This is a genomic window from Flavobacterium crassostreae (assembly GCF_001831475.1).
In the GTDB taxonomy this organism is placed as follows: domain Bacteria; phylum Bacteroidota; class Bacteroidia; order Flavobacteriales; family Flavobacteriaceae; genus Flavobacterium; species Flavobacterium crassostreae.
Genome location: NZ_CP017688.1, coordinates 1,831,534 through 1,855,313, shown reverse-complemented (window position 1 = coordinate 1,855,313; position 23,780 = coordinate 1,831,534). Strand labels below are relative to the sequence as shown.

Below are 23,780 nucleotides of genomic sequence, written 5' to 3'. Positions count from 1 at the left end.
ATTGGGCTTTATAACAATCTAAAAAAAAGCAGTTTAGTGTTGGTTTAAATTTAAGACAACCGATGTATGCTTTCTGATTTGATCCGAAAGCTCTGGATTATCATTTAGGGTTTGCCCATAAGATGGAATCATTTCTTTAAACTTGGTTTGCCACTCTGGGCTAGCTGCTTGCTCTTTAAAACAACGTGCTACTAGATCTAGCATAATAGAAACCGCCGTTGAGGCACCAGGTGAGGCTCCTAACAAAACCGCAAGAGAACCATCTAAGGTGGTGATTACCTCTGTACCAAATTCTAATATACCTCCTTCTTTTTCGTCTTTTTTGATAACTTGTACCCGTTGTCCTGCGCGTTCTATTACCCAATCTTCAGATTTGGCATTAGGCACATATTCTCGTAGCGCTTTTATCCTATCTTCTGTAGATTGGCGTACTTGCTCAATTAAATACTTGGTTAACGGAATGTTTTTTATTCCGGCCGAAATCATTGGCCAAATATTGTCTGTGGTTATTGATAAGGGTAAATCGGAATAGGATCCGTTCTTTAAAAATCGGGTAGAAAACCCTGCAAATGGGCCAAATAATAATTGTTTTTCGCCATTGATCATTCTAGAATCAATGTGTGGTACAGACATTGGAGGTGCGCCTACACTGGCCTTACCATATACTTTGGCGGCGTGTTTTGCTATAACTTCGGGATTGGTACATTTGAGCCATTGTCCACTAACCGGAAAACCACCATACCCTTCGCCTTCTGGAACGTTTGCTTTTTCTAACAAAGGCAAAGAGCCACCACCTGCGCCAATAAAAACAAATTTGGTGTACACTTTTCTTTTTTGACCAGTGGCAAGATCTGTGATTTTTATTCTCCAGCTTGCATCGTCGTTTTGTCTCAATCTATCCACCTCATGATTGTAATGAATGGTTACGCCATCTAGGGTGCTTAAATACGAAAACATGCTTCTGGTTAGGGCTCCAAAATTAACATCCGTGCCTATTTTCATGCTTGTAGCAGCTACTTTTTCTTTTGTTTCCCTTCCTTCCATCACCAGTGGCATCCATTGCTCTAGTTCTTTTAAATCAGTACTAAAAACCATGTCTTTAAACAACTGGTTTTGTTGTAAAACTTGGAATCTCTTTTTAAGGTATGCTACGTTTTTTTCTCCCCATACAAAACTCAAGTGCGGGATACTTTTTATAAAATTTTCAGGCGAAGGAACTTTACCTTCTTCTACTAAATAAGCCCAAAATTGTCTAGAAACCTCAAAAGATTCTGCAATACTAATTGCTTTTTGTGGATCAATACTGCCATCTTTTTGTTCCGGGGTGTAATTGAGCTCACAGAATGCAGAGTGACCTGTTCCTGCGTTGTTCCAAGCATCAGAACTCTCGGCTGCAGCAATATCTAATCTTTCAAAAATTTCTATTTTAATATCCGGCTGTAGTTCTTTTAGAATTAAACCAAGTGTGGCACTCATAATTCCAGCTCCTATCAGAACTACTTCAGTATTTGAACGTATGGTTGTATCAGGCATAGCAAAATATTTTAAAATGCAAAGATACTTTTTATAATGGCAAAAAAAAGCATATTCTAAACTAGAAAAGTTAGAAATTTTAAATACTTAGATTATTATACATGGACAGCTGTATGATGCTTAAAACCGTTTGCTGGTTAAATAATCCTGAAGCAAGATTGTAGCGGCTATTTCGTCTATCAAAGCCTTGTTTTGTCTTTGTTTTTTGTTTAGTCCGCTAGCAATCATGGTCTGAAAAGCCATTTTGGAGGTAAATCTTTCGTCCATTCTGATAACTTTCATATCCGGAAAATGATTGGTAAAATGGGTTACAAATCCTTTTATAACCGATGCACTCTCTGAGGGCTGCCCATTCATTTGTTTGGGCTCTCCTATTAGTACTGCCTCTACGTTTTCTTTGGCAAAATATTCTTTTAAAAATGCAATTGCTGTTGCGCTAGGTATGGTTGTTAATCCCGAAGCGATAAGTTGCAATTCATCGGTAACGGCTATTCCGGTGCGTTTTTGTCCGTAGTCTATGGAGAGAATTCTAGGCATAATAAATAGATTTAAAACCACAAAGATACTGCAATATGTTGGTATAATACCAAGCGTAGTTGCTTGGTGGTGGTTTTGCCACACCTAAGCAAGAGGCAGAATATCTGTGGCCTTTTTGCAGCAGCATAATCCCCAAAACAATTCTAGACCTAGAGCTCCCTACTGTTGTTTATGAAACAATAAAAACAATTATGTGAGTATTCTTAAAAGGCTTTCGGGATTATAAAAAATCCAATTATATTTGCTAAAAACAAATCACACATGGAATCATTACAGATCATTATAGAGAAAGCCTGGGAAAACAGAGCTTTGTTGCAAGAAGAAACTACTACAAAGGCAATTAGAGACGTAATTGCATTGGTAGATTCTGGAAAATTACGTGTTGCAGAACCCAAAGGTGATGCGTGGCAAGTAAATGAATGGGTTAAGAAAGCCGTGGTGCTGTATTTTCCTATTCAAAAAATGGAAACTTGGGAGTCTGGGATTTTTGAATACCATGACAAAATGCTCCTAAAAACAGGCTATGCCGAAAAAGGAATCCGAGTAGTTCCAAATGCCGTAGCACGTTATGGTGCTTATATTTCTAGCGGTGTAATCTTGATGCCTAGTTATGTAAACATTGGAGCCTATGTAGACGAAGGAACCATGGTAGACACTTGGGCCACCGTCGGAAGTTGTGCTCAAATAGGCAAAAACGTACACCTAAGCGGTGGTGTAGGTATTGGCGGAGTACTAGAACCCCTACAAGCTGCCCCTGTTATTATTGAAGATGGTGCTTTTATAGGTTCTCGTTGTATTGTTGTAGAAGGAGTACATATAGGTAAAGAAGCTGTTTTGGGAGCTAACGTTTGCTTGACTGCCTCTACCAAAATTATTGATGTTACTGGTCCAGAGCCTGTGGAAGTAAAAGGATTTGTTCCGGCACGTTCTGTAGTAATTCCAGGGAGTTATACCAAGAAATTTGCCGCAGGAGAGTTTCAGGTTCCTTGTGCATTGATCATCGGACAAAGAAAAGCCTCTACAGACCTCAAAACTTCATTGAATGACGCCTTGCGCGAATACAATGTAGCGGTTTAGTTCCCGCTACCACATCCACACACCAAAGCCTACCCTTAAATCTATTTTTAAGAGGTAGGTTTTTTTTGGTACAACCGACCTAATTTGCGCTTTAGGTATTTTTTTTGGGTAATTTTCTTTTTAAAAGAAGTGGTTTTTTGGAGCAAAATAGCCTGTAACTGCTCCTCTGGATACCCACTCAACTCTGCATAAGCCTTGGCAATTACTTTAACCATGGTTTTAGAGAGCCACATTTTTTTAAAATTATCCATTCTTTGTTCTATAGATAAATCTTCAAAACGCATTCTATTTAAATCTATAAGATAAAAATCATATTTTTGAGCACCGGTTTGAACCACCAACGTATTTCCGGGCGAGTGGTCTAAAAAATTAATGCGTGCCTGATGCATCTGGTACGTAAATTGGGCAAACTGTTGCAAAATCAGGTTCCGATCCACAAACCAAGGTTGGTGTATTAACTCCCGTATCGTAAAATCATAATCCAACTGTTGGCACAGATAATAGCTCTCTGCCAAAAGATTCCAACCATTGCGATCCTCTAGATAAGCCACCGGAAACGGAGTGCGTATGTTATGCTCCAATAAATAATTGGCATAATCAAAAGAACGCTTTGCCTTAGTGCTTCTAAAAAAAGAATATATAATGGATTTAAAAACTCCTGGTTTTGCAAAAAACTTAATATTTACCTTTTGGTTTCCCAAAAAATTAGACTTAATGGTATTTCGGGATCCTTGTACAATAAGCTCTCCTTGGTCAAAAAAGGTTGCAACTAACTGTAATATAGCTTCTTTGTGGCTCAAGTATTTTGGATGCAGTATAATTTTCACGTTCGGTAGTTTTTATTTGGTTTAAAAGTATAAAAAATAGTACTTTGCAACAAGAAATAATTTTATGAAAAAAGTTTTAATCATACAAAACAAGCGTATTGGAGATGTACTAATCAGCTCTGTGATTGCAAATAATTTTAAAGCAAAACATCCCGATAGTGAAATTCATTTTATGGCGTATGACTTTACACATGGCGTGTTGGTTAACAATCCCAATATAGATAAAATTATTAGTATAAATGACCAAGAACTCAAAAAAATCGACGTTCTTTTTAAGACTATCCGTGCTGTTAGGAAAGAAAAGTACGATATTATTTTTGACCCATACTCTAAAACACAAAGCCGTTTAATTTGTAAATTCTCAGGAGCCAAACAAACCATAGGCCATAAAAGCCGAAAAAAATTAGGAAACTTAGGATATTACACCAATCCTGTAGCTATTGCTAAAGAAAAAACAAAAATTTGCGGCAAAGCAATTGAAGACCGAATCCATTTATTACAGCAAGCAGGATCTTTTGAATCCATAGATTATGAGCCCAAAATATTTTTGACCACCAAAGAACAAACACAAAACTATTTAGGAGAACATGCCAACCAAAAGATTGTGGTACTTGGCATCTTAGGCAGTACGCCTCAAAAATCTATGCCATACGCCTACGTAGCCCAGATGGCAGACTTTATAACATCTAATTATGAAGTAAAAGTACTTTTTAATTACGCTCCAAATCAAAAACAAGAAGCGCAAAAGATTTACGCTCTTTGCAAAAATAAATCCAATATTCTGCTGGATATATACGCCAAAAACATTCGTGATTTTATACAAATAATGAACCAATGTACCGCCTTGGTGGCAAATGAAGGAGGCACAGTGCATATCGCTAAGGCATTAAACAAGCCCACTTTTACCATTTTTTCGCCGTATGTAAACAAAGACCACTGGGCTAGTTTTGAAGATGGAATAAAACACCACTCCGTGCATTTGTTAGAAATGAAACCCAATTTATTTGCTGATTTTACTTTTGAAGAACGCAAAAAAATAGAAAAAAACCCAGAAGAACTCTACCTACAACTCACACCCGAGATGATCCTCCCGGAATTAGATCGTTTTTTAAAGAACACTATTTAGCTTCATTTTTTATACCAAAATTGGTCCATTTTTTATTTTGCAGCTTGGTTTCTTTCCGAATGTTTTTATTCTTATGTATAGATTCTGGAGTAGCATACCCACGTGGGTGGTCCAAATGCAAACAAACCGTACTGTAGCGTATTTGTTTGGGCTTAATTCCGTAATTGACCAACCTCTCTCCTAGCTCTCTATCTTGTCCTCCGTATTGCATTCTTTCATCAAAACCATTAATAGCAAGCAAGTCTTGTTTCCAACCAGAAGCATTGTGCCCGTTCCAGCTTGGTGTAGTTGGAGTCAAAAAATTAGAAATAGTACTAAAAAGGCCTTTGGCGTGTATCTTATTGTTTTTGAAAGAGGCTTTCATACCGTTTTTCTTTAACCAAGAAACCGAGAAACACTGGCCCGAATAGATGTTTTCTTGAGTAATACTCTCCGAGAGCGCCATCGGTAATTTATGATATCCGCCAGACAAGAAAAAGCCTTCTTCTCTAAATTTTATATGTTGTTCGACAAAATCCGAACGCGGAATACAATCTCCATCAGACATCATAATATAATCTGTCGTACAGGCCAAAATAGCTTTGTTTAGGATTTGTGATTTTTGAAAACCATTATCTGGATGCCACACATGTATAATTGGAAAAAAAACTTCTTTTTTTAAATCTTCAATTAAATCTTTAGTTTCCTGGCGGGAACCATCATCAGCAATAACCATTTCAAAATTACGGTAGGTTTGTGTGTTGTAGCCCCAAATAACTTTTTTGAGCCATTCCGCCGAATTGTATGTACTTATAATAACTGAAATATTCTTTTGCATAATAACGCAAAGATAGCCTAAATTTGTTAATTTAGCTTTTAGTTTAAAAAAAATAATGAGTACACTTTCGGTAATAATTCCAACTTATAATGAGATAGACTACATTGAAGATGCCGTTAAATCCGTAGGATTTGCGGATCAAATAATCGTAGTAGACTCCTTTAGCTCTGATGGCACCAAAGAAAAAGCAATCCATTTGGGCTGTGTTGTTCTGGAGCGCAAATTTGACACTTTTTCTAATCAAAAAAACCACGCCATAGCAACTGCTACAGGAGACTGGATTTTATTTATAGATGCAGACGAACGGGTGAGTCAAAAACTAAAATTAGAAATTCTTTCGGTACTAAACACAGCCCAACACGCAGGATACAAGCTCCGTTTTCCGCACTTTTATATGAACCGTTTTTTGTACCATAAAGTAGATCGGGTAACACGATTGGTAAAAAACAAAAACATTCGGTTTAGCGGAGATGTCCATGAAAAACTCCACGTAGAAGGAAGCACTGGAACACTCCAAAACTTTATGATCCATTATACCTATAAAGGATTGTTTGCTTTATTACAAAAAAAAGATTCTTACGCTTGGTACCAAGCAAATACGTCGTACAAAAGAGGCAAAAAAACCACTTATTTTCATTTAATGTTCAAACCTTTATACCGTTTCTTTTCTTCGTATATTCTAAAAAGAGGTTTCATGGACGGCATTCCTGGTTTGGCCTTAGCCAGCATAAATGCGTATGGCGTTTTTTCTAGGTATGTGAAGCTAATTTTAATACAAAGAAATCTAAAATAATTTTAGTTTTCCAAAGCGCAATTTTAGCTTAAAACGCAAGAGACTATCTTGGCCTTTAATATCAATACGGGTTATTTCGTAAGGATTTTGGAACGGAAATCTATTGCGCTTATTTCCAATTCGTAAACCAAATGCAATAGAATGCTGTTTTAATATCGATACAAAACGCGTTTTTTGAGGGTCTTTTTTAGGATAATTGCCATACGGATATGCCAAAATTGGAGCTACCTTTAGTTTGTTTTGTGCTATTGTTGCAAAACATTTTTCAAAATCCTGCATAATTTCGGCCTCGGACATAGCCGCATATTTATTATGTGCATACGAGTGCAAACCCAACTCAATATTGTCGTCTAGCTGTTGCAATTGTTCAACAGTCATGATGGGTTCTTTGCCTTGATTCCATAAATCGGCTTTGCCTAGGTAGGCCAATGGAACAAAAAAAGTAGCCTTTAAATGGTACTTTTTAAGTAACGGAACCGCATAAATGAGCTGGTTTACCGTTACATCATCAAAAGTAATTACCACACTTTTTTTAGGAAGGATTGTTTTGGATTCTAAATCCGAAAAATGAAAAGATGTAAACCCAGCCTCCATCAGATAGCTAAATTGGCTTTCTAAATTTTGTGCTGCAATGCTCAGACCAGAACTAAGGGCTTGATTAGGAATTACATTATGATACATTAAAATAGGCAATCGATTCATTTGTCAAATATAATATTAGTAAATAATGGTAAAATTATTACATTTGTGATTAATAACCTTATAAATAGAAATCAAAATAATTTGAAGCCAAAAATAACTGCATTAGCAATAACGTTCAACGAAGAAGAAAATATCCAACGATATGTTTCGAGTTTGGCTTTTGCCGATGAAATTATTTTTGTAGACTCCAACAGCACAGACAACACCGCTGCTATAGCCCAAAAAATGGGCGTTACCGTATTCAGACGGGATTTTGATAGTTTTTCCAAACAACGAAATTTTGCCCTTAAAAAAGCAACTAATGATTGGATTGTTTTTTTTGATCTAGACGAAATAATTACAGCTTCTCTTGAAAAAGAAATTATAACAGCCATTACCAATCCCAAAGAATTTGTTGCCTTTACCATTAAAAGGAATTTGTTTTTTATGGGAAAAAAAATCCGTTATGGAGGTTGGCAAACCGATAAAGTAATCCGGGTTTTTAATAAAAAATATTGCCAATACAATGGCAACCTAGTGCACGAATCTATTGCAACCAATGGCGCAGTTGGGCGTTTGAAAGAAAGTGCCAACCACTACAGTTACAAAAGTTTTGACAACTACAACGCCAAACTAAATTTGTACAGCAAATTACAAGCCGAAGGTCTTTATATCAAAAAAACAAAACCCAATGGCTACCATTTTTTTATAAGACCTAGTTACCGTTTTTTATGGCAATACCTCTATCGTTTGGGTTTTCTGGACGGCAAAGAAGGTTTTATTCTTGCTTACATTCATTCTTTTGCGGTTTTAAAACGGTATTTGCAACTCTGGATGATGTACCGAAAAATAGAATAATTACACTTAACAAATTAGATAGAATGTTTGAAATTGCTGCTGTATTGATTAATTACAATTCCAGTTCTCTTACTCAAGAATGCATTGAAAGTATTCTAAAAAACACCGATCCTTCGCTTAATTTTCAAATTATTGTTGTGGATAATTGTTCTGAAAAAGAAGATTTTTTGCAGCTGCAGAAATATTGTGATCAAACAAAATTTGAACACCTACAACTAGTGCGTAGCAAAATAAATACTGGCTTTGGCGCTGGCAACATGCTTGGAGTGCATTATGCTTGCGCAAAACATTTGGCCTTTATTAATAACGACACTGTGTTTCTGAACGACTGCTTGTCCATCTTGATCAAAGCACTCCAAAACAACCCTACCATAGGTATGGTGGGCGGACAATCCTTTAAAGAAGACGGCACTCCAATGCAAGCCTTTGATCATTTTGCCAGCGTTACTAAAGCCTTTTTCGGAAGAGATTTTATTGAAAAATGCAACCCCAAAAAGTATCCAAAAAGAAAAGCAACGTACCTCAACCCATTAGCGGTTAGTTATGTACAGGGTAGCTTTATGGTTATTCGTAACCAAGATTTTAATGCGGTTGGTGGTTTTGATACCAATATTTTTTTGTACTACGAAGAAACCGATATTAGCAAACGATTACTAAAAATAAACAAAAGTTGTTTTTTGATCCCTGATGCAAAATACATCCACCACCACGGCGCCAGTACCCCAAGTGGCATGGATATCAAAATTGAGCTCAAAATTTCTTTACTATACGTTATTAAAAAACATTCTGGTTACTGGGCTTATAAATTTTTAGTGACCTATTTGCAAATACAATATTTCTTTAAAAGTTTTTTTAAACCCAAATATTGGCAACTATTTAGCGTCCTTTTGATAGGGGCTCCACTATCGCACTCTTTAAAAACTAGACAGAAATTAATTGAATAAAAAAAAATGAAAATGAAAATTTCTGTAATTTTATGTACCTACAACGGAGCCAAATACCTATCCAAACAATTGGATAGTATTTTGAACCAACAGAGCCATCTGCCCGACGAAATTATTGTTTGTGATGACATTTCAACAGACAACACCCTTCAAATTCTTACGGAGTATACCAATTTATACCCTACCATTTTTAGAATTCATGAAAATGAAGTAAACTTGGGGAGTACCAAAAATTTTGAAAAGGCACTTTCGTTGGCCACTGGAGATTTTATTTTTTTGGCAGATCAAGACGATATTTGGAAAAAAGATAAAACTGCAAAAATAATTCAGTACTTTCAGGACAATCCCAAAATGCAAGGAGTGTTTACTGATGCCGATTTCATAGACCAAGAAGGTTCTCCTATTGGTTCTAAAACGCTTTGGGAATGTGTCCATTTTTTTGAAAAAGAATACACCAAACCCATAGACCTTTTAAATATAATTGCTCTCAACGGAAATATTGCCACTGGAGCAACCATGTGTATTACAAAAGAAGCCAAAGCAACTGTTTTACCTTTTGTAAAAAAGACCAAAAACCTACACGATGAAGTAATTGCAAAAAAACTGTCTTTTAATACCAATCTAGGCTATTTAGCCGAAAATTTAATTTCGTACCGACTGCACCAATCCCAACAAGTAGGCGTTAAAAGTAAGGCTCCAAAAGACAAAAAAATAAAGTTAAAAAGAATTCTTTTGGGCCTAAATAGTCCCAAAACTATTTTTGAAAAACGGTATTTATTTAATAAATATTATTCTCGCTATAGTTCTTACCTTAAATTTAAAGATGATTTTAGATTAACCACACTTGAAAAAGAAGCCTTAAATATCCGAATTGCAGATTCTAGAAGCGCTTGTGTACGGATGTTACAAGAAATCAAAAAAGACAACCCCATTTATTATTACGGCTGTATTGTTGCAGACAAAATAGCCCAAAAAAGACAACTTTAAGGCCTTTGACAATAGCGCACAAGAGCACTCTTAAACGCCACTATTTGACTGGCAATTTTCTATAATTTAAAAACCTACCAATGAATATAGCGGCTTGTGTAATAGTATATCATCCAAACCAAGAAGAGTTACAAAACCTATCCACTTATGCCTCTAAGGTAAATAAAGTTTATGTATATGACAACACCGAAGCTAGCGCATGTGCTTTTTTAAGAGACCAAAACAACCCCAAAATGGTTTATTATTCTGACCTCGAAAACAAAGGACTCTCCGTTCGCTTGAACCAAGCTTGCCAACAAGCCCTGGCAGATGGTTTTGATTTTTTGCTAACCATGGATCAGGACTCCTCATTTATTACGGCAAACCTAGATCGGTATTTTGAGGATATTACAAATTTTCCAAACAAAGAAACCGTTGGGCTATTTAATCTGCAATACAGTGATAAAAATCTGGTTGTAGATCCTAGAGAGGTACTCTCGCAAGAGGTTCCGACTGTGATAACCTCTGGATCGGTGATTAATTTAAAAAATTACACTCAAATAGGCGGTTTTGATGAAAATCTATTTATTGATGGAGTGGATTTTGATTATTGCTTGGCGGCTCTAAAGAATGGCTTTAAATGTATTGAATTTAAAAATAACTATTTCAAACACCGTATTGGTAACAAAATTAAAAGACGCTCTTTTAAAACATTATATCTTGTCTCAAAAGAAAAACATTTGCACGCTCCTATACGGCTGTATTATATGATTAGAAACGCACTCTATCTCGAACAAAAATACTACTCTGTTTTTCCAGAGTATATTTCAGAGATAAAAAAATCCTATAAAACCCAAGTACAAACTAATTTGAATTATACCAATAATATTTTCAATTTTTATAAATACCAATTTAAAGCACAATCCGATTTTAAAAACAACCGAATGGGTAAGTTTAAAGGTTTTAACTAAAAGATGGATTGTTTTATGTCCCTTTTACTAGATTTCTGAAAATTATTTTGTAGCACAATGCACCCAAAAAGAAAAAAAGAGAAGGCAATTACGTTCCGAAAAACCCACTAGGTTACAGACTACAAATGCGCTACATTTGCAAAATTAAATCCGAACCAAAAATTGCATTTATTATTTTTATACAACCGTAAAGAAACCATGAAAAAGCCATGAAAAAACAATTTGAAGGAAAAAAAATCATACTGGCTATAACTTCTGATTTTAAAATATACGAGTGTTTTATAGAGAACTTAAATCTACTTGGTTTTGAAACCGTGTTGTTATGTGACAACACCCCTTTTAGATACAAAAGCAATACGCATAAAGTAATTAGTTTTTTACGAAAAGTTTTTTTAGGAGATAAATCTTACAAAAAAAAACTACAAAGCGCCTTTAGAAATGCCACCTATTTAGATACGTTACACCATGTGCCTAATGATTTTGATTATGGTTTGGTTATAAGACCAGATTTGTTTGACCAAAACATCCTTGAATTGGTCCAACAAAAAACAAAAGAACTCTATGCCTACCAATGGGATGGATTAAATAGGTTTCCGATGGCGGCAACCACTATTCCGTTGTTTAAAAAGTTTTATGTTTTTGACAAACAAGATCTAGTAAATAACCCAAAAGTTTCTATTTTAAATAATTTTTATTTTGATTGTTATACCGCTATTTTTGATTCAAAAAAGCCTGCATTTGATGTTTATTATCTAGGGAGTTTTGATGATAGAATGGATACTCTTTTGGTGGTTTGTGAGCAGCTCCATAAATTAGGACTAAAATTGAATATTAATATAATGGCCAAAAAATCTAAGGCCAAAAAATTAAAGCAATATCCTTATATAAATATTCTTAAAAAACCCATCTCCTTTAAAGAAAATTTGGTACATGTTGCTAACACCAAAATAATTTTGGACATGGCACATGATAGTCTACATAAAGGATTGTCTTTCCGACCGTTTGAGGCCCTAGGATACCATAAAAAATTGATTACGACCAATACCGCCATAAAAGATTATGATTTTTATACTCAAAACAACATCCATATCTATGACAACCCAACCAATTTGGCATTGTTTATAAAAACAGATCTTGTAGAAATTAAACCCGAAATAAAACATAAATATAGTTTTTCTTACTGGATAGAGCATACTTTACAAATAACTGGATCACAACCCTAATTATGACATTACAAATTAATTTTTTAAAAAAAATAAAAGAGCTCCAAAAATCTATTGAAGCTAGAAAACAGTATTTAAAATCCAATACCAAAGATACCGATAATTTAATTCTCTTTTTTGTTCCCTCAGAAACCGATCACATCAGTGGCGGATTGTTATCTATTTGCTCTATCCTACAAGAGGTTAACACATTATTTGAGGTGCATAAAAGCAATGTAGTGGCTAGCTTTTTGCCTAAAAAAAGAAAAACAGCACATACCTTTAGCCAGTTCAAAAACGATATTGTGGTTTTTAATTTCAGTCAAATTACTACCGAATTTAAAAAACCAAAAAAATTAGAAATACACATTCCGGACTACATGGTGCCTTTATTTAGTTTAACCAACAAAAAAATGGCACCGTTGCTACAATGGATACAAAATATAGAACATGTGCAAATCAATATTTTAAATCAAAACGATTTATTGATGCCGTCTCAAAATTATATTGATGCTCTAAAAAAAATATCCAAAAACCTAACCATGACTGTTGCTCATGATAATTATGCTACCCAAGAAAAAAGAGACCATTATGGCATTCCATTACATCTTTTGCAACCTTGGATGAGTCCTACTCCATATCTTTTTAAAGCCTATGAGGATAAAGAAAATATTATCATTGTTTCTCCAGATGAAATTGACAGAGTACCCAATAAAACTAGTGTCACTAAACAAGAAATTTTAGATCAGATTGCGCAAAAATTACCACACTATAAAATAGTTGTTATCTCTGATATGAAGTACGATACCTACAAAGAGTTAATAGCAAAGGCAAAATTTGCTATTACTTTTGGAGAAGGTTTAGACAATTATTTTGTCGAATCTATTTTTTCAGGATGCATCTCTTTTGCAGTCTATAATGCTGTTTTTTTTACCACCGAATTTCAAAATTCACAAACCGTCTACGCTAATTTTGATACCTTGCATCACAATATTGTTACCGATATCCTGGTGCTAGATAAAAAAGAAGCCTTTGAGGTTTATCAAAAAAAACAACTTAAATTAGTATCTGATATTTATAGTTATAAACGCTTTAAACGTAAGATCAAAGAATATTACCAAGGAGATTTAGACTTTAAATAAAAAGCCGCTATAAATGATCAATGTAACCAAAACATTTTTTCCTCCCTTAGAGGAATACAACCAATATTTAGAACGTATCTGGCAAAACCAATGGCTCACCAATAGAGGCGAACTAACCCTGGAACTAGAACAAAAACTAAAAACGTATCTTAAGGTTAGTGATTTAATACTAACCACTAACGGAACCCTACCCCTGCAAATAGCCTTAAAACTATTGGGTAATAATGCCGAAATTATCACTACACCTTTCTCGTATATAGCAACAGCAGCAGCTATTGTTTGGGAAAATTGTACTCCGGTGTTTGTAGATATACATCCAGAATATTTAACCATTGATGAAACCCAAATTGAAGCCGCAATAACCCCAAAAACCACTGCCATAGTAGCAACTCATGTTTTTGGAAATCCTTGTGCGGTAATTGCAATCGAAAAAATTGCCAAAAAACACCATCTAAAAGTAATTTATGATGCCGCACACTGCTTTGGAGTAAATTACAATGACACTTCTATTTTTAATTTTGGAGATGTTAGCAGCTGTAGTTTTCATGCTACAAAGTTATTCCATACCGGAGAGGGAGGTGCTTTATTTTGCAACAACAAAGAGCTGTTCCAACAATTATTTTATAGTCATAATTTTGGACACAATGGGCCGTTAGCATTTCATGGTTTAGGCATTAACGCCAAAATATCAGAGCTACAATCTGCCATGGGGCTGGCAGTGTATCCGCACATGGATAACATTATTTCGGCCCGAAAAGAGGTGGTAGATTTTTATATCAAAAATATAAATTTTGGTCTCTTAAAAACCATCAAAATACGAGAGAACACCCGTTGGAATTATAGTTATTTTCCCATTATTTTAGAATCCGAAGAAATACTTCTAAAAACCCAGAAAGCATTGAATGCTAAAAATATATTTCCACGAAGGTATTTTTATCCATCCTTAAACACAATAGACTACCTCAAGGGAGCTACAATGCCTGTTGCAGAATCCATAGCAAGCAGAGTACTTTGTCTGCCTCTTTATGTAGGATTAACAACAACCCAATTAGAAGAAATTACATTCATAATAAACCAATCAATATGTTAATAGTAGGAGCAAAAGGTTTTGCTAAAGAAGTACTCGAAGTGTTATACCAAAATAAGCAACTAAAAAATGTAGCCTTTTTTGATGATGTAAATACTGAGTTGACCGGAAAACTGTATCAAACTTTTCCAATTTTGAAAACAATGGAAGCAGCCGAGGCTTACTTCAAAACTACCTCCAATGAATTTACCATTGGGATAGGTAACCCCGTATTGAGAAAAATGCTTTACGAAAAATTCCAATCCATCGGTGGTGTGTTTACTGCAACGATAAGCCCTAAAGCTTCTGTTGGACATTTTGGCAACACCATCCAAGAAGGTTGTAATATTATGACTGGAACAGTACTCACAAACGATATTCACGTAGGCAAAGGCACCATAATTAATTTAAATTGTACCATCGGACACGATACCATCATTCAGGATTTTGTAGAACTATCCCCAGGAGTGAGTATTTCTGGAAATTGCACTATTGGCGCTTACAGCATTCTTGGCACCAATGCAACGGTACTACCTAAAATAACCATTGGTACAAACGTAATTGTAGCAGCAGGAGCTGTTGTCACAAAAAATGTTCCAGACAATTGTATGGTAGCAGGGATACCAGCAGTGATCAAAAAAGAATTAAGCCCAATTAATCTGTAGTTAAGATCATGAATTCAGACACCAACCAAGAAATCCATAATGCCTACGAAGTCATCAAGAATGGTGGCATACTACTCTACCCTACAGACACCGTTTGGGGTTTAGGTTGTGATGCTACAAATGCAGAAGCAGTAGCCAAAATATACCAACTCAAACAAAGAGCCGAAACCAAAAGCATGATTGTACTGGTCAATGGCGAAAGAATGCTCTATAATGTATTTAAAGACATTCCAGAAGTAGCTTGGCAAATTATCGATTTTGCCGAAAACCCCACCACCTTGGTACTAGACCAGCCCCGAAATGTAGCAGCAAATTTAATTGCAACAGACCAAACATTAGGCGTACGGATGATCAAAGAGCCGTTTTGTTTTAAACTTCTCGAAAAAATGAAAAAACCCCTAGTATCCACATCTGCAAATATTTCTGGGCAACCTACACCCAAAAGTTTTAAAGAAATTAGCCCCGAGATTATAAATGGCGTAGACTATGTTGTAAATTTGCAGCACGATAAAGTAAATGCAAAACCATCAACAATTATAAAATTGACAAAGGATTCACAGGTGAAAGTGATCCGAAAATAACATTAGTGGCCCAAAAAATAATGAATTACAAAGAAGCATTACATAACAAGATATTTCCAATCATCTCACAAGCAGCACAAGAACTCCACGTAGAGAGCTACGTTATTGGCGGTTTTGTTAGAGATTTAATCCTCCAGAGAAACTTTAAAAAAGACATTGATATTGTTGCCGTTGGTAGCGGAATAGAATTGGCCTTAAAGGTCTCTCAACTACTTCCAAAAAAACCCAAAGTACAGGTTTTTAAAAACTACGGAACAGCCATGCTTCGTTTTGAAGATACCGAAATAGAATTTGTAGGTGCACGTAAAGAATCCTACCATTTTGAAAGCCGAAATCCAGTAGTCGAAAACGGAACCCTGCAAGACGACCAAGACCGTAGAGATTTTACCATAAATGCCCTAGCAATTGCACTAAATCCAGACAATTATGGAGAACTACTAGATCCTTTTGATGGACTAAAAGACATTAAAAATAAAATTTTAAAAACGCCGCTCGATCCAGATATCACCTATTCTGATGATCCCCTGCGGATGATGCGTGCCATTCGGTTTGCTACGCAATTAAATTTTGAAATAGAAACAAATTCTTTACAATCCATTACCAAAAATGCCGATAGAATCCAAATTATTTCGGGAGAACGAATTGTTGAGGAGTTAAACAAAATACTCTCTACACCCAAACCATCCATTGGATTTTTGCTGTTATACCAAACCGGACTACTAGAAATTCTACTGCCCGAATTAACCGCCCTAAATAATGTAGAAGAAATTGAAGGACAAACCCATAAAAATAATTTTTACCACACTCTTGAGGTAGTTGACAACATTTGTCCACATACCGATGATGTGTGGTTGCGTTGGGCCGCATTATTGCATGATATAGGCAAGGCTCCTACCAAACGTTATAACAAAAAACAAGGTTGGACTTTTCATGGCCATGAATTTTTGGGTGGCAAAATGGTCAAAAAAATATTTGAGCGTTTGCACCTACCCTTAAATCAAAAAATGAAATTTGTTCAAAAAATGGTTATGATGAGCTCTCGTCCCATTGTTTTATCGCAAGACACCGTTACGGACTCCGCCGTGCGTCGTTTAGTATTTGATGCAGGCGAAGACGTGGAGGATTTAATGACACTTTGCGAAGCAGACATCACCACCAAAAACCCAAACAAGTTCAAGAAATACCATCACAATTTTATAATTGTTAGAAACAAAATAGTTGAAGTAGAGGCGCGCGATCACGTTCGTAATTTTCAACCCCCAATTACTGGCGAAGAAATTATGACTCTTTTTGACTTAAAACCCTCCCGAGAAATTGGCGTACTAAAAGAAGCCATTAAAGAGGCTATTTTGGAAGGCGAGATACCCAATGAGTACCAAGCTGCCTACCAATTTATGTTAAAAAGAGCCGCAAAACTCGGCTTAAAAATTAACGCTTGTTAAACCAATACTGCTGTGGTAATAAAATACCTTTGTATCGTATTTAAAATAATCTTGTTACAAAATGGATTTAAAGAAGAAAACACCAAACAAACCCGTAATCATCTGGCTTTTATCGGGTTGTGTATTATTATTTATAATGGTTACAGTAGGCGGTATAACAAGACTAACCAATTCTGGACTATCCATGACGGATTGGCATTTGGTTACCGACACATTTTTGCCACTAACCGATGCTAAATGGGAAGAAGCCTTTGAGCAGTACAAAAAATTTCCGGAATACCAAAAAATCAATATTCATAACGATTTTCAGCTTTCGGATTACAAATTTATTTATTTCTGGGAGTGGTTTCACCGTTTTATTGGAAGAATAATAGGTCTGGTTTTTTTAATTCCTTTTTTTTATTTTTTATATACAAAAAAACTGGACACAGCCACCATACAAAAATGCTTGGTATTGCTAGCAATGGGTGCTTTTCAGGGTTTTTTGGGTTGGTTTATGGTAAAAAGCGGTTTGATTGACAATCCAGATGTAAGCCATTTTAGACTAGCCTTACACTTAACCTTTGCCTTTATCACCTTTGCATACACATTTTGGGTTGCTCTAGATTTACTATATCCCGATAGAAATCCAGCCCTGACTAGTTTAAAAAAAATAGCCCGTTACGCATTAGTATTTTTAATACTACAAATTATATACGGAGGTTTTGTAGCTGGTCTAAATGCTGGTTTAATACACAACCACTGGCCCTTGATGAGTGACGGACAATTTATCCACGATAGTGTGTTTATAGAACAAAAAAACCTCTTATTGAGTTTCACAGAAGGCAAAAGCGGCGTGCAGTTTATACACCGCACCTTAGCCTATATTGTAGTTGGCTTTATGGTTTTGTTGTATTTTAAGAGCCAAAAATTTGATTTAAACAAACAACAGGCCGCCGGAATAAAACTCCTGCTGCTACTGGTATTTGCACAATTTGCATTAGGCGTCTTTACGCTACTCTACCAGGTTCCATTATGGTTGGGATTGGCACATCAAATCAACGCTTTCTTTTTGCTATCTGCCATGACCTTCACCCTACATAGGTTATCCAAATAACCCACTAATTTCAGATGCTCTCCGGGCTAGACTATATTGTCGCATTTCTTTTGTTTACATAACTACATGGCTAAACTCGCCTCACAAGATCGTTTTTTGGACTTATCCGATTATGGAAGGTCTTTTGGAAAAATGGTTGCAAACCAATTAAAAAACACCCGTTGGACTCCCATACATGTTACCTTACTTTTTGGTGTTTCTGGTCTGCTTGGAGTATATTGTATTTTAGAAAACCACCAATATTGGGCTGGTTTTTTTATAATTTTAAAATCGGGTATCGATGCTGCAGATGGAGAACTTGCGCGCATCAAAAAAACCCCATCCTACAGCGGAAGGTATTTAGATAGTATATTTGATATTTTTTTAAACTTCTTTTTTTTGACTGCAATTTGTTATGTGTCCGAGGCAACTTTTGGGCTTACTTTAATTGCTTTTTTTTGTATTCAGTTACAAGGAACTTTGTATAATTACTACTATGTTATTTTAAGAAACAAGTCTGTAGGAGCAGATACAACAAGCAAAATTTTTGAGTACAAAGCACCACGAGCTTTAGCTGGGGAGAGTCAAAAAACGGTTACCATTTTGTTCCAAATTTATACGATAGTTTATGGTGGTTTTGACAAAATAATCCATCGTTTGGATCCCGATGCATACAAGGTAAAAACCTTTCCAAATTGGTTCATGACCTTTGTTTCTTTGTATGGCTTAGGGTTTCAATTATTGCTTATAGCAGCCATGTTAGCCTTTGGATGGATAGCCTACATTATGCCTTTTCTTATTGGATACTCCGTATTTATTTTTGCATTGATTGCTATCCGAAAATACTTTTTTGGCACCAAAACCCATTATAGATAAATTTTATACTATACTTCTAAAAACCTATTAACCAAATCACTAAACAACACTACCTATACTTTTTGTTTAATGTTATTTTTGGATTTTAAAAACCTATATCCCATAATTTTGTAACACTTTACAAAAATTACATAAGTGTTTTGCGGGTAGTATTTTGCAATTTTGTGATGTAAATAATACGAACCATTAAAAATAAACACCATGCCAAACTCAGAAGAAATTAAAGGAAACTGGAATGAATTTAAAGGAAAACTTAAGCAAAAATTTGCAGATCTAACGGACGACGATTTGCTTTATGCAGAAGGTAAAGAAGATGAAATGTGGGGTAACCTACAGAAAAAATTAGGGAAAACTAAAAAAGAAATTTTATCTCTTTTTGAATAAAAAGAGCCTCTTTTTTAAAACGGTTTCAATAGACTATTGAAACCGTTTTTTTGTGCCTCCTCTTTAGCGCAACCAGTCTCTAAATGCTCCTACTTTTTCGCGGCTTACCACAACCGGATCTTCCTTAAAAGATGGCAGTTGTATCTCCAATCTGGAATTGCTGTATTGCGTAATTTTAGTAATGGACTGGATCGGAATTATAAATTTTCGGCTTATTCTATAAAAATTTTCTGGGTCTAATTCTTGCTCTAAAATTTCTAAAGTGGTTTCGAGTGGGTAGTTTCTGTTGTCCAATGTATGCAGGTAGGTTGCTTTATTTTGGCTATAAAAACACTCTACCTCTTCTATCGAAACAATTTTTAGAGCCGTCCCAACTTTGACTGTAAAACGTTTTTTAAATTCTTTTTGAAAGAGACTGTGGCGCATTTTTTGAATTGCTTCAAAATCCAAGTGTAGTGTGTCCTTTTGCGGCAAGCGTTGCTCAAATTTTAAAACAGCCGTTGCCAACTCTTGTTCTTCTATGGGTTTTAATAGGTAGTCTATGCTATTTAATTTAAAGGCTCGTAACGCAAAGGCATCATAGGCTGTGGTAAAAATTATAGCGCTTTTGATTTCTATTTTTTCAAATATCTCAAACGACAATCCATCGGATAGTTGTATGTCCAAGAATAGCAAATCCGGATGCGGGTTGTGGGCAAACCATGCTATGGCTTCTTCTACGGAATGCAATAGCACCTCTACCTGAATTTGCAGTTTTTGTAGTTTGCGTTGCAATAATCTTGCGGCAGGCTTTTCGTCTTCAATTATTATTGTGGTGATTGGTTTTGCAATTACTCCCATTGGCGCTGTTGTGTTTGTTGGTCTAAAATACGTTGTATTTTTTTGTGTTCCCAGTTTTTTCCTAAAAAAAACGGCCAGTTAAATGCTTTTTTTGCCTGAAAAAAAAGACCTATCCCCCAGCCCAACATAGGCCAGTAAAACCATAACGAATCTGGAGAGGTCCACAAATTAAGCACCACTAATCCGGTATTTATAAGTAGATAGCCCCTACATTTGGTGTACCATATTTGAATTTGTTGGGCTTGCTTTTGGACTTGTTGCCAATGCTGTTGGTTGGTTGTGGTGTTTTGCATGTTTTTGTAGGATTTTTTTATGGGTTATTTTGATTTAGTTTTGGTTGGTTGTTGTTCTAAAATACGTTGTGTTTTTTTGTGTTCCCAATTGGAGTTGTACCCAAAAACCTGCAAGGCACGCAATAGTAATCCCAAACCCCATCCTGCGGCTGGAAACCAAAACCATTGAAATTGTGGCGAAAATCTTAAATTTATAACAATTAAAATCGGTACCACGATTCCATATGTTAGCAGACTTTGGTAAAAGTTTTTTAAAGCCGTTACGGTTTCTTGGGCTTTGCCATATGCCTGGTCTTGTTGGTTATGAGGCTCGACAAACATGGTGGAGATTTGTTTGGTTAAAATGGGTAATTGCACCGTAAAGAGTTGTTGGCTCTGCTCTAGTTTTACTTTTTTGTTGGTTACTAATGCGTATCTGCTGATAATATTCTGTAGGCCAACTCCTTGCCTATTGGAGAGTACTTCTTTTTTCTGTAGGTCGTTTTGCACTACCAGATAATCCTCTTGGATATAAATCCGGATATGTAAAGGCCGTTTTTGACTCACTACATTATGCTTTACGGTATTTTCTAGCAATAGTTGTAGGGATAAGGGCAGCACTTTGGCTTCGGGATTGGTTATGGTGGTGGGTAACTCATAAAACAAACTGTTTTCAAATCGCATGGTGAGTAGGTTCATGTAGGTTTTAGCAAAGGCTAACTCCTCTTCTAGAGGGACTAGATCTTTGTCTTTTTGTTCCAATACATAACGGTAAATCTTGGATAAAGAGGTGGTGAAACGCTGGGCATTTTCGGGATTTTCTTCGATTAAGGAACTCAGCACGTTTAGGCTATTGAACAAAAAATGGGGGTCTATTTGGTTTTTTAAACTCTCAAATTTAGCCGAAGCCGTTCCTGCAATTATTTGTTGTTCGGTTATTTTATGGTCTGTATAGGCTTTGTAAAAATAGAGTCCATAAATGCCTAATAGTACCAAAAAAGTGATCCCTAAAGTAGTGGTGTAATTAGAAACCGATTCGGTGTCTAAAAATGCCTCTAAGGTCCCTTGGCGCAAAATAACTTCTTCAAGGATCCGTAGTGAAAAAAACACTACTAGACTTAGAATAAAAGAACTCAAAAAACCAATTAGCACTCTCTTGAAGGGGTATTTTTGTTCTTCAAAAAAGGAGTTCAAAAACAAGAATAACATGGCGTTGGCATAATAGAGTATAAAACTATAGCTTAGGGCGTACAAAAACCTGACTTTGAATTGGTTGTCAAAACTGCTGTTATCCGCGTGCAATAGCGGTAAAAGGCTTAAAAATATTGCTATGGTAGTAGAGATAAATAAGGCTCGGGGTAGTTCTTTTATTAGTTTTTGGGTGTACATTAGATTGCTATTTTAGTGGTTGTTTTGTTGTGGATTGTTTTGTTGTGAGTATAAAAAGTGGTTTTTGGGGCTAAAAATAACTAAAAATTGGATGGTATAGCGGTATGTGGCACTATTGGGGGTGTTGTTTTGCATGGGTATTGGGTGTTTTTAGGGTTACTAACTTGGGGTTGTGTGGGTACAAAAGTATATGCAAGCCAGCATTAGAAAAATTTTTTGTTACTGAACTGTCAAATTAGGAGGATGAGTTGTAATAAACTCCTTTTTCGGGTATATTTACACCAAATCATGATTGCTCACAGCGATGGCTTGCATGAGGGATAGTAGTGAAAATCCTCCCATTTTTTTATGGGAGATTGTAACGGATAGCCCGACCGGAGCTTTTGCGCAGGGCATGCCCTAATGTTTAAAATATGTATTTAAGTAACCGATCATGAAAACAGAAAAAGAAAAAATGATTGCTGGTGACTATTATTTTGCTGGCGATGCCTCTTTGGTTAAAGACCGAAGACGTGCCAAGAACTTGCTGCATCGACTGAATGTTACGGAGTTCCGCATTACTAAAAAGGCGCGCGAGATTATACAGGAATTGATTCCTAATGTTGGGGCTAATCTTTATATTGAGCCGCCTTTTCATTGTGATTATGGCTATAATATACAGTGTGGTGCCAATGTGTATTTTAATGTGAATTGTGTGGTGCTGGATGCTGCGCCGGTAACTATTGGTTCTAATGTGTTTTTGGGACCTAATGTACAGCTCTATACCGCTACGCACCCGCTGGAGGCAGAACTTAGAAAAACCAGGGCATCTGCCTTGCCAATTGCCATTGGGGAGGATTGTTGGATTGGTGGCAATACGGTGGTTTGCCCTGGAGTTCGTATTGGTAAGGGTTGTGTGATCGGTGCTGGATCTGTGGTCACAAAGGATGTTCCGGATAACTGCTTGGCGGTCGGAAATCCCGCTAGGGTGATTCGGGAATTAAATTTGTGATGGGGATTGGGGTTTTGGTCCGAAACAAATTTAGGGCTAGGGCTTTAGGTTTTTGGGCAAAAATCTTATCAACAAATGCCGTTTGCAAATCTGAAATCTAAAATTAAATTTTACCTTTGAACTTTCATTAAAAACAAAGATTATGGTTTACAAATTCAGAGTGATTCTAGATGCCGAAGAAGATATTTTTAGAGATATTGCAATACTTGATGAGGATACTTTAGAAGATTTACATAATGCAATCTTCAATTCGTTTGGCTTTGACGGGATGGAAGTGGCATCTTTTTATACTTGTGATGAGACTTGGAATCAGGAGGACGAAATTTCGCTTTTTGATACAGGAGATATTCCGGGCGAACAAAAAATCATGAGTGATTATAAGCTTTCGGATATTTTGGATGAAGAAAACACCAAGCTTTTGTATGTTTATGATTTTATAAACATGTGGACGTTTCTTATTGAACTCGCTTCGGTGGAGGAGCAAGAAGCTGGAGCCACGTATCCAGAAACGTTATTTGCTCATGGCGAAATGCCCGATGAGGCTATCGAAAAAAACTTTGAAGCCGATAACGCAGACGATTATGCCAACGACTATGAGGATGGTTTGGATCCGGATGATTTGGATCTATTTGAAGGCGATGATAGCTTTGAAGATTTTGGATATGAGGAAAATTGGAATTAACCCCAATTGCATATCCCAATTACAATTTAAGAAAACATACCAA

The 23,780-nt window shown here is 36.0% G+C and carries 26 protein-coding genes; 18 read left to right on the top strand and 8 right to left on the bottom strand.

Features of this window, described 5'->3' with window-relative positions; all coding sequences use genetic code 11:
- Positions 1 to 33: 33 nt before the first annotated feature.
- Positions 34 to 1,533, bottom strand: coding sequence for a malate:quinone oxidoreductase (locus LB076_RS08285; RefSeq protein ID WP_066331552.1), 1,500 nt, complete (start codon positions 1,531 to 1,533; stop codon positions 34 to 36).
- Between the two features lie 120 nt (positions 1,534 to 1,653).
- A complete protein-coding gene (gene ruvX / locus LB076_RS08280; RefSeq protein ID WP_066331558.1) occupies positions 1,654 to 2,070 on the bottom strand; it encodes a Holliday junction resolvase RuvX in 417 nt (138 codons plus the stop codon).
- Positions 2,071 to 2,331: 261 nt separating this feature from the next.
- On the opposite strand from ruvX, the gene LB076_RS08275 reads away from it, so the two are divergent.
- Entirely contained in the window at positions 2,332 to 3,147 is an 816-nt protein-coding gene (locus LB076_RS08275) for a 2,3,4,5-tetrahydropyridine-2,6-dicarboxylate N-succinyltransferase (protein ID WP_066331561.1), read from the top strand.
- A gap of 47 nt (positions 3,148 to 3,194) precedes the next feature.
- Here LB076_RS08275 and LB076_RS08270 read toward each other — a convergent pair whose 3' ends face one another.
- The gene (locus LB076_RS08270) at positions 3,195 to 3,974 is read right to left on the bottom strand and encodes a lipopolysaccharide kinase InaA family protein (RefSeq protein WP_066331563.1); all 780 of its coding nucleotides are present in this window, start codon (positions 3,972 to 3,974) and stop codon (positions 3,195 to 3,197) included.
- Positions 3,975 to 4,038: 64 nt separating this feature from the next.
- Here LB076_RS08270 and LB076_RS08265 point away from each other — a divergent pair, with 64 nt between their 5' ends.
- A complete protein-coding gene (locus LB076_RS08265) occupies positions 4,039 to 5,100 on the top strand; it encodes a glycosyltransferase family 9 protein (protein WP_066331565.1) in 1,062 nt (353 codons plus the stop codon).
- Here the strand turns inward: LB076_RS08265 and LB076_RS08260 are convergent.
- Entirely contained in the window at positions 5,093 to 5,917 is an 825-nt protein-coding gene (locus LB076_RS08260; protein WP_066331569.1) for a glycosyltransferase family 2 protein, read from the bottom strand. The two genes, LB076_RS08265 and LB076_RS08260, sit on opposite strands and share 8 nt — an antisense overlap.
- 55 nt (positions 5,918 to 5,972) lie before the next feature.
- Here LB076_RS08260 and LB076_RS08255 point away from each other — a divergent pair, with 55 nt between their 5' ends.
- Complete coding sequence (locus LB076_RS08255) at positions 5,973 to 6,710, top strand: glycosyltransferase family 2 protein (protein WP_066331575.1); 738 nt, start codon at positions 5,973 to 5,975, stop codon at positions 6,708 to 6,710.
- Here LB076_RS08255 and LB076_RS08250 read toward each other — a convergent pair.
- On the bottom strand, positions 6,702 to 7,412 hold the full coding sequence (locus LB076_RS08250; RefSeq protein ID WP_066331578.1) for a polysaccharide deacetylase family protein: 711 nt from the start codon (positions 7,410 to 7,412) through the stop codon (positions 6,702 to 6,704). The genes LB076_RS08255 and LB076_RS08250 overlap by 9 nt on opposite strands.
- An 81-nt stretch (positions 7,413 to 7,493) precedes the next feature.
- Here LB076_RS08250 and LB076_RS08245 point away from each other — a divergent pair, with 81 nt between their 5' ends.
- The 13 genes from LB076_RS08245 to LB076_RS08185 all read left to right on the top strand — a co-directional run bounded on the left by LB076_RS08245 (position 7,494) and on the right by LB076_RS08185 (position 19,563).
- Positions 7,494 to 8,249 carry a glycosyltransferase family 2 protein gene (locus tag LB076_RS08245; protein ID WP_099092430.1) on the top strand — a complete coding sequence of 252 codons (756 nt, stop codon included), beginning with the start codon at positions 7,494 to 7,496 and terminating at the stop codon, positions 8,247 to 8,249.
- A gap of 23 nt (positions 8,250 to 8,272) precedes the next feature.
- Positions 8,273 to 9,193 carry a glycosyltransferase family 2 protein gene (locus LB076_RS08240; protein WP_066331582.1) on the top strand — a complete coding sequence of 307 codons (921 nt, stop codon included), beginning with the start codon at positions 8,273 to 8,275 and terminating at the stop codon, positions 9,191 to 9,193.
- A gap of 12 nt (positions 9,194 to 9,205) precedes the next feature.
- On the top strand, positions 9,206 to 10,180 hold the full coding sequence (locus LB076_RS08235) for a glycosyltransferase family 2 protein (protein ID WP_099092450.1): 975 nt from the start codon (positions 9,206 to 9,208) through the stop codon (positions 10,178 to 10,180).
- 80 nt (positions 10,181 to 10,260) lie between these two features.
- Positions 10,261 to 11,130, top strand: coding sequence for a glycosyltransferase family protein (locus LB076_RS08230; protein WP_066331584.1), 870 nt, complete (start codon positions 10,261 to 10,263; stop codon positions 11,128 to 11,130).
- A gap of 209 nt (positions 11,131 to 11,339) precedes the next feature.
- Positions 11,340 to 12,353, top strand: coding sequence for a WaaS/CpsH family glycosyltransferase (locus tag LB076_RS08225; RefSeq protein WP_066331585.1), 1,014 nt, complete (start codon positions 11,340 to 11,342; stop codon positions 12,351 to 12,353).
- A gap of 2 nt (positions 12,354 to 12,355) precedes the next feature.
- On the top strand, positions 12,356 to 13,474 hold the full coding sequence (locus LB076_RS08220; protein ID WP_066331586.1) for a hypothetical protein: 1,119 nt from the start codon (positions 12,356 to 12,358) through the stop codon (positions 13,472 to 13,474).
- A 13-nt stretch (positions 13,475 to 13,487) separates the two neighbouring features.
- Positions 13,488 to 14,564, top strand: coding sequence for a DegT/DnrJ/EryC1/StrS family aminotransferase (locus LB076_RS08215; RefSeq protein WP_066331588.1), 1,077 nt, complete (start codon positions 13,488 to 13,490; stop codon positions 14,562 to 14,564).
- On the top strand, positions 14,558 to 15,205 hold the full coding sequence (locus LB076_RS08210; RefSeq protein WP_066331589.1) for an acetyltransferase: 648 nt from the start codon (positions 14,558 to 14,560) through the stop codon (positions 15,203 to 15,205). Before LB076_RS08215 ends, LB076_RS08210 begins: the two co-directional genes overlap by 7 nt.
- Before the next feature lie 8 nt (positions 15,206 to 15,213).
- Positions 15,214 to 15,786, top strand: coding sequence for an L-threonylcarbamoyladenylate synthase (locus LB076_RS08205; protein ID WP_066331590.1), 573 nt, complete (start codon positions 15,214 to 15,216; stop codon positions 15,784 to 15,786).
- Between the two features lie 20 nt (positions 15,787 to 15,806).
- Positions 15,807 to 17,228 (top strand): CCA tRNA nucleotidyltransferase, encoded by a 1,422-nt coding sequence (locus LB076_RS08200; RefSeq protein ID WP_066331591.1) that lies wholly within the window; start codon positions 15,807 to 15,809, stop codon positions 17,226 to 17,228.
- Positions 17,229 to 17,289: 61 nt separating this feature from the next.
- Positions 17,290 to 18,324, top strand: a complete 1,035-nt coding sequence (locus tag LB076_RS08195; protein ID WP_066331597.1) for a COX15/CtaA family protein — start codon at positions 17,290 to 17,292, stop codon at positions 18,322 to 18,324.
- Positions 18,325 to 18,390: 66 nt separating this feature from the next.
- The gene (locus LB076_RS08190) at positions 18,391 to 19,179 is read left to right on the top strand and encodes a CDP-alcohol phosphatidyltransferase family protein (RefSeq protein ID WP_066331600.1); all 789 of its coding nucleotides are present in this window, start codon (positions 18,391 to 18,393) and stop codon (positions 19,177 to 19,179) included.
- A 201-nt stretch (positions 19,180 to 19,380) separates the two neighbouring features.
- Positions 19,381 to 19,563, top strand: coding sequence for a CsbD family protein (locus LB076_RS08185; protein ID WP_066331604.1), 183 nt, complete (start codon positions 19,381 to 19,383; stop codon positions 19,561 to 19,563).
- Between the two features lie 63 nt (positions 19,564 to 19,626).
- On the opposite strand, the gene LB076_RS08180 is transcribed toward LB076_RS08185, so the two are convergent.
- The 3 genes from LB076_RS08180 to LB076_RS08170 are packed head-to-tail and all read right to left on the bottom strand — an operon-like array spanning position 19,627 to position 22,064.
- Positions 19,627 to 20,382 (bottom strand): LytR/AlgR family response regulator transcription factor, encoded by a 756-nt coding sequence (locus LB076_RS08180; RefSeq protein WP_066331801.1) that lies wholly within the window; start codon positions 20,380 to 20,382, stop codon positions 19,627 to 19,629.
- An 11-nt stretch (positions 20,383 to 20,393) separates the two neighbouring features.
- Positions 20,394 to 20,696: a 2TM domain-containing protein gene (locus LB076_RS08175; protein WP_066331606.1), complete on the bottom strand. Its 303-nt coding sequence runs from the start codon at positions 20,694 to 20,696 to the stop codon at positions 20,394 to 20,396.
- Positions 20,697 to 20,720: 24 nt separating this feature from the next.
- Positions 20,721 to 22,064 carry a histidine kinase gene (locus tag LB076_RS08170; protein WP_066331609.1) on the bottom strand — a complete coding sequence of 448 codons (1,344 nt, stop codon included), beginning with the start codon at positions 22,062 to 22,064 and terminating at the stop codon, positions 20,721 to 20,723.
- Positions 22,065 to 22,497: 433 nt separating this feature from the next.
- Between LB076_RS08170 and LB076_RS08165 the strand changes: the two genes are divergently transcribed.
- Together LB076_RS08165 and LB076_RS08160 are read left to right on the top strand one after the other, a co-directional pair.
- Positions 22,498 to 23,055, top strand: coding sequence for a sugar O-acetyltransferase (locus LB076_RS08165; protein WP_066331612.1), 558 nt, complete (start codon positions 22,498 to 22,500; stop codon positions 23,053 to 23,055).
- A 142-nt stretch (positions 23,056 to 23,197) separates the two neighbouring features.
- A complete protein-coding gene (locus tag LB076_RS08160) occupies positions 23,198 to 23,737 on the top strand; it encodes an IS1096 element passenger TnpR family protein (protein WP_066331614.1) in 540 nt (179 codons plus the stop codon).
- The last annotated feature ends 43 nt before the right edge of the window (positions 23,738 to 23,780 follow it).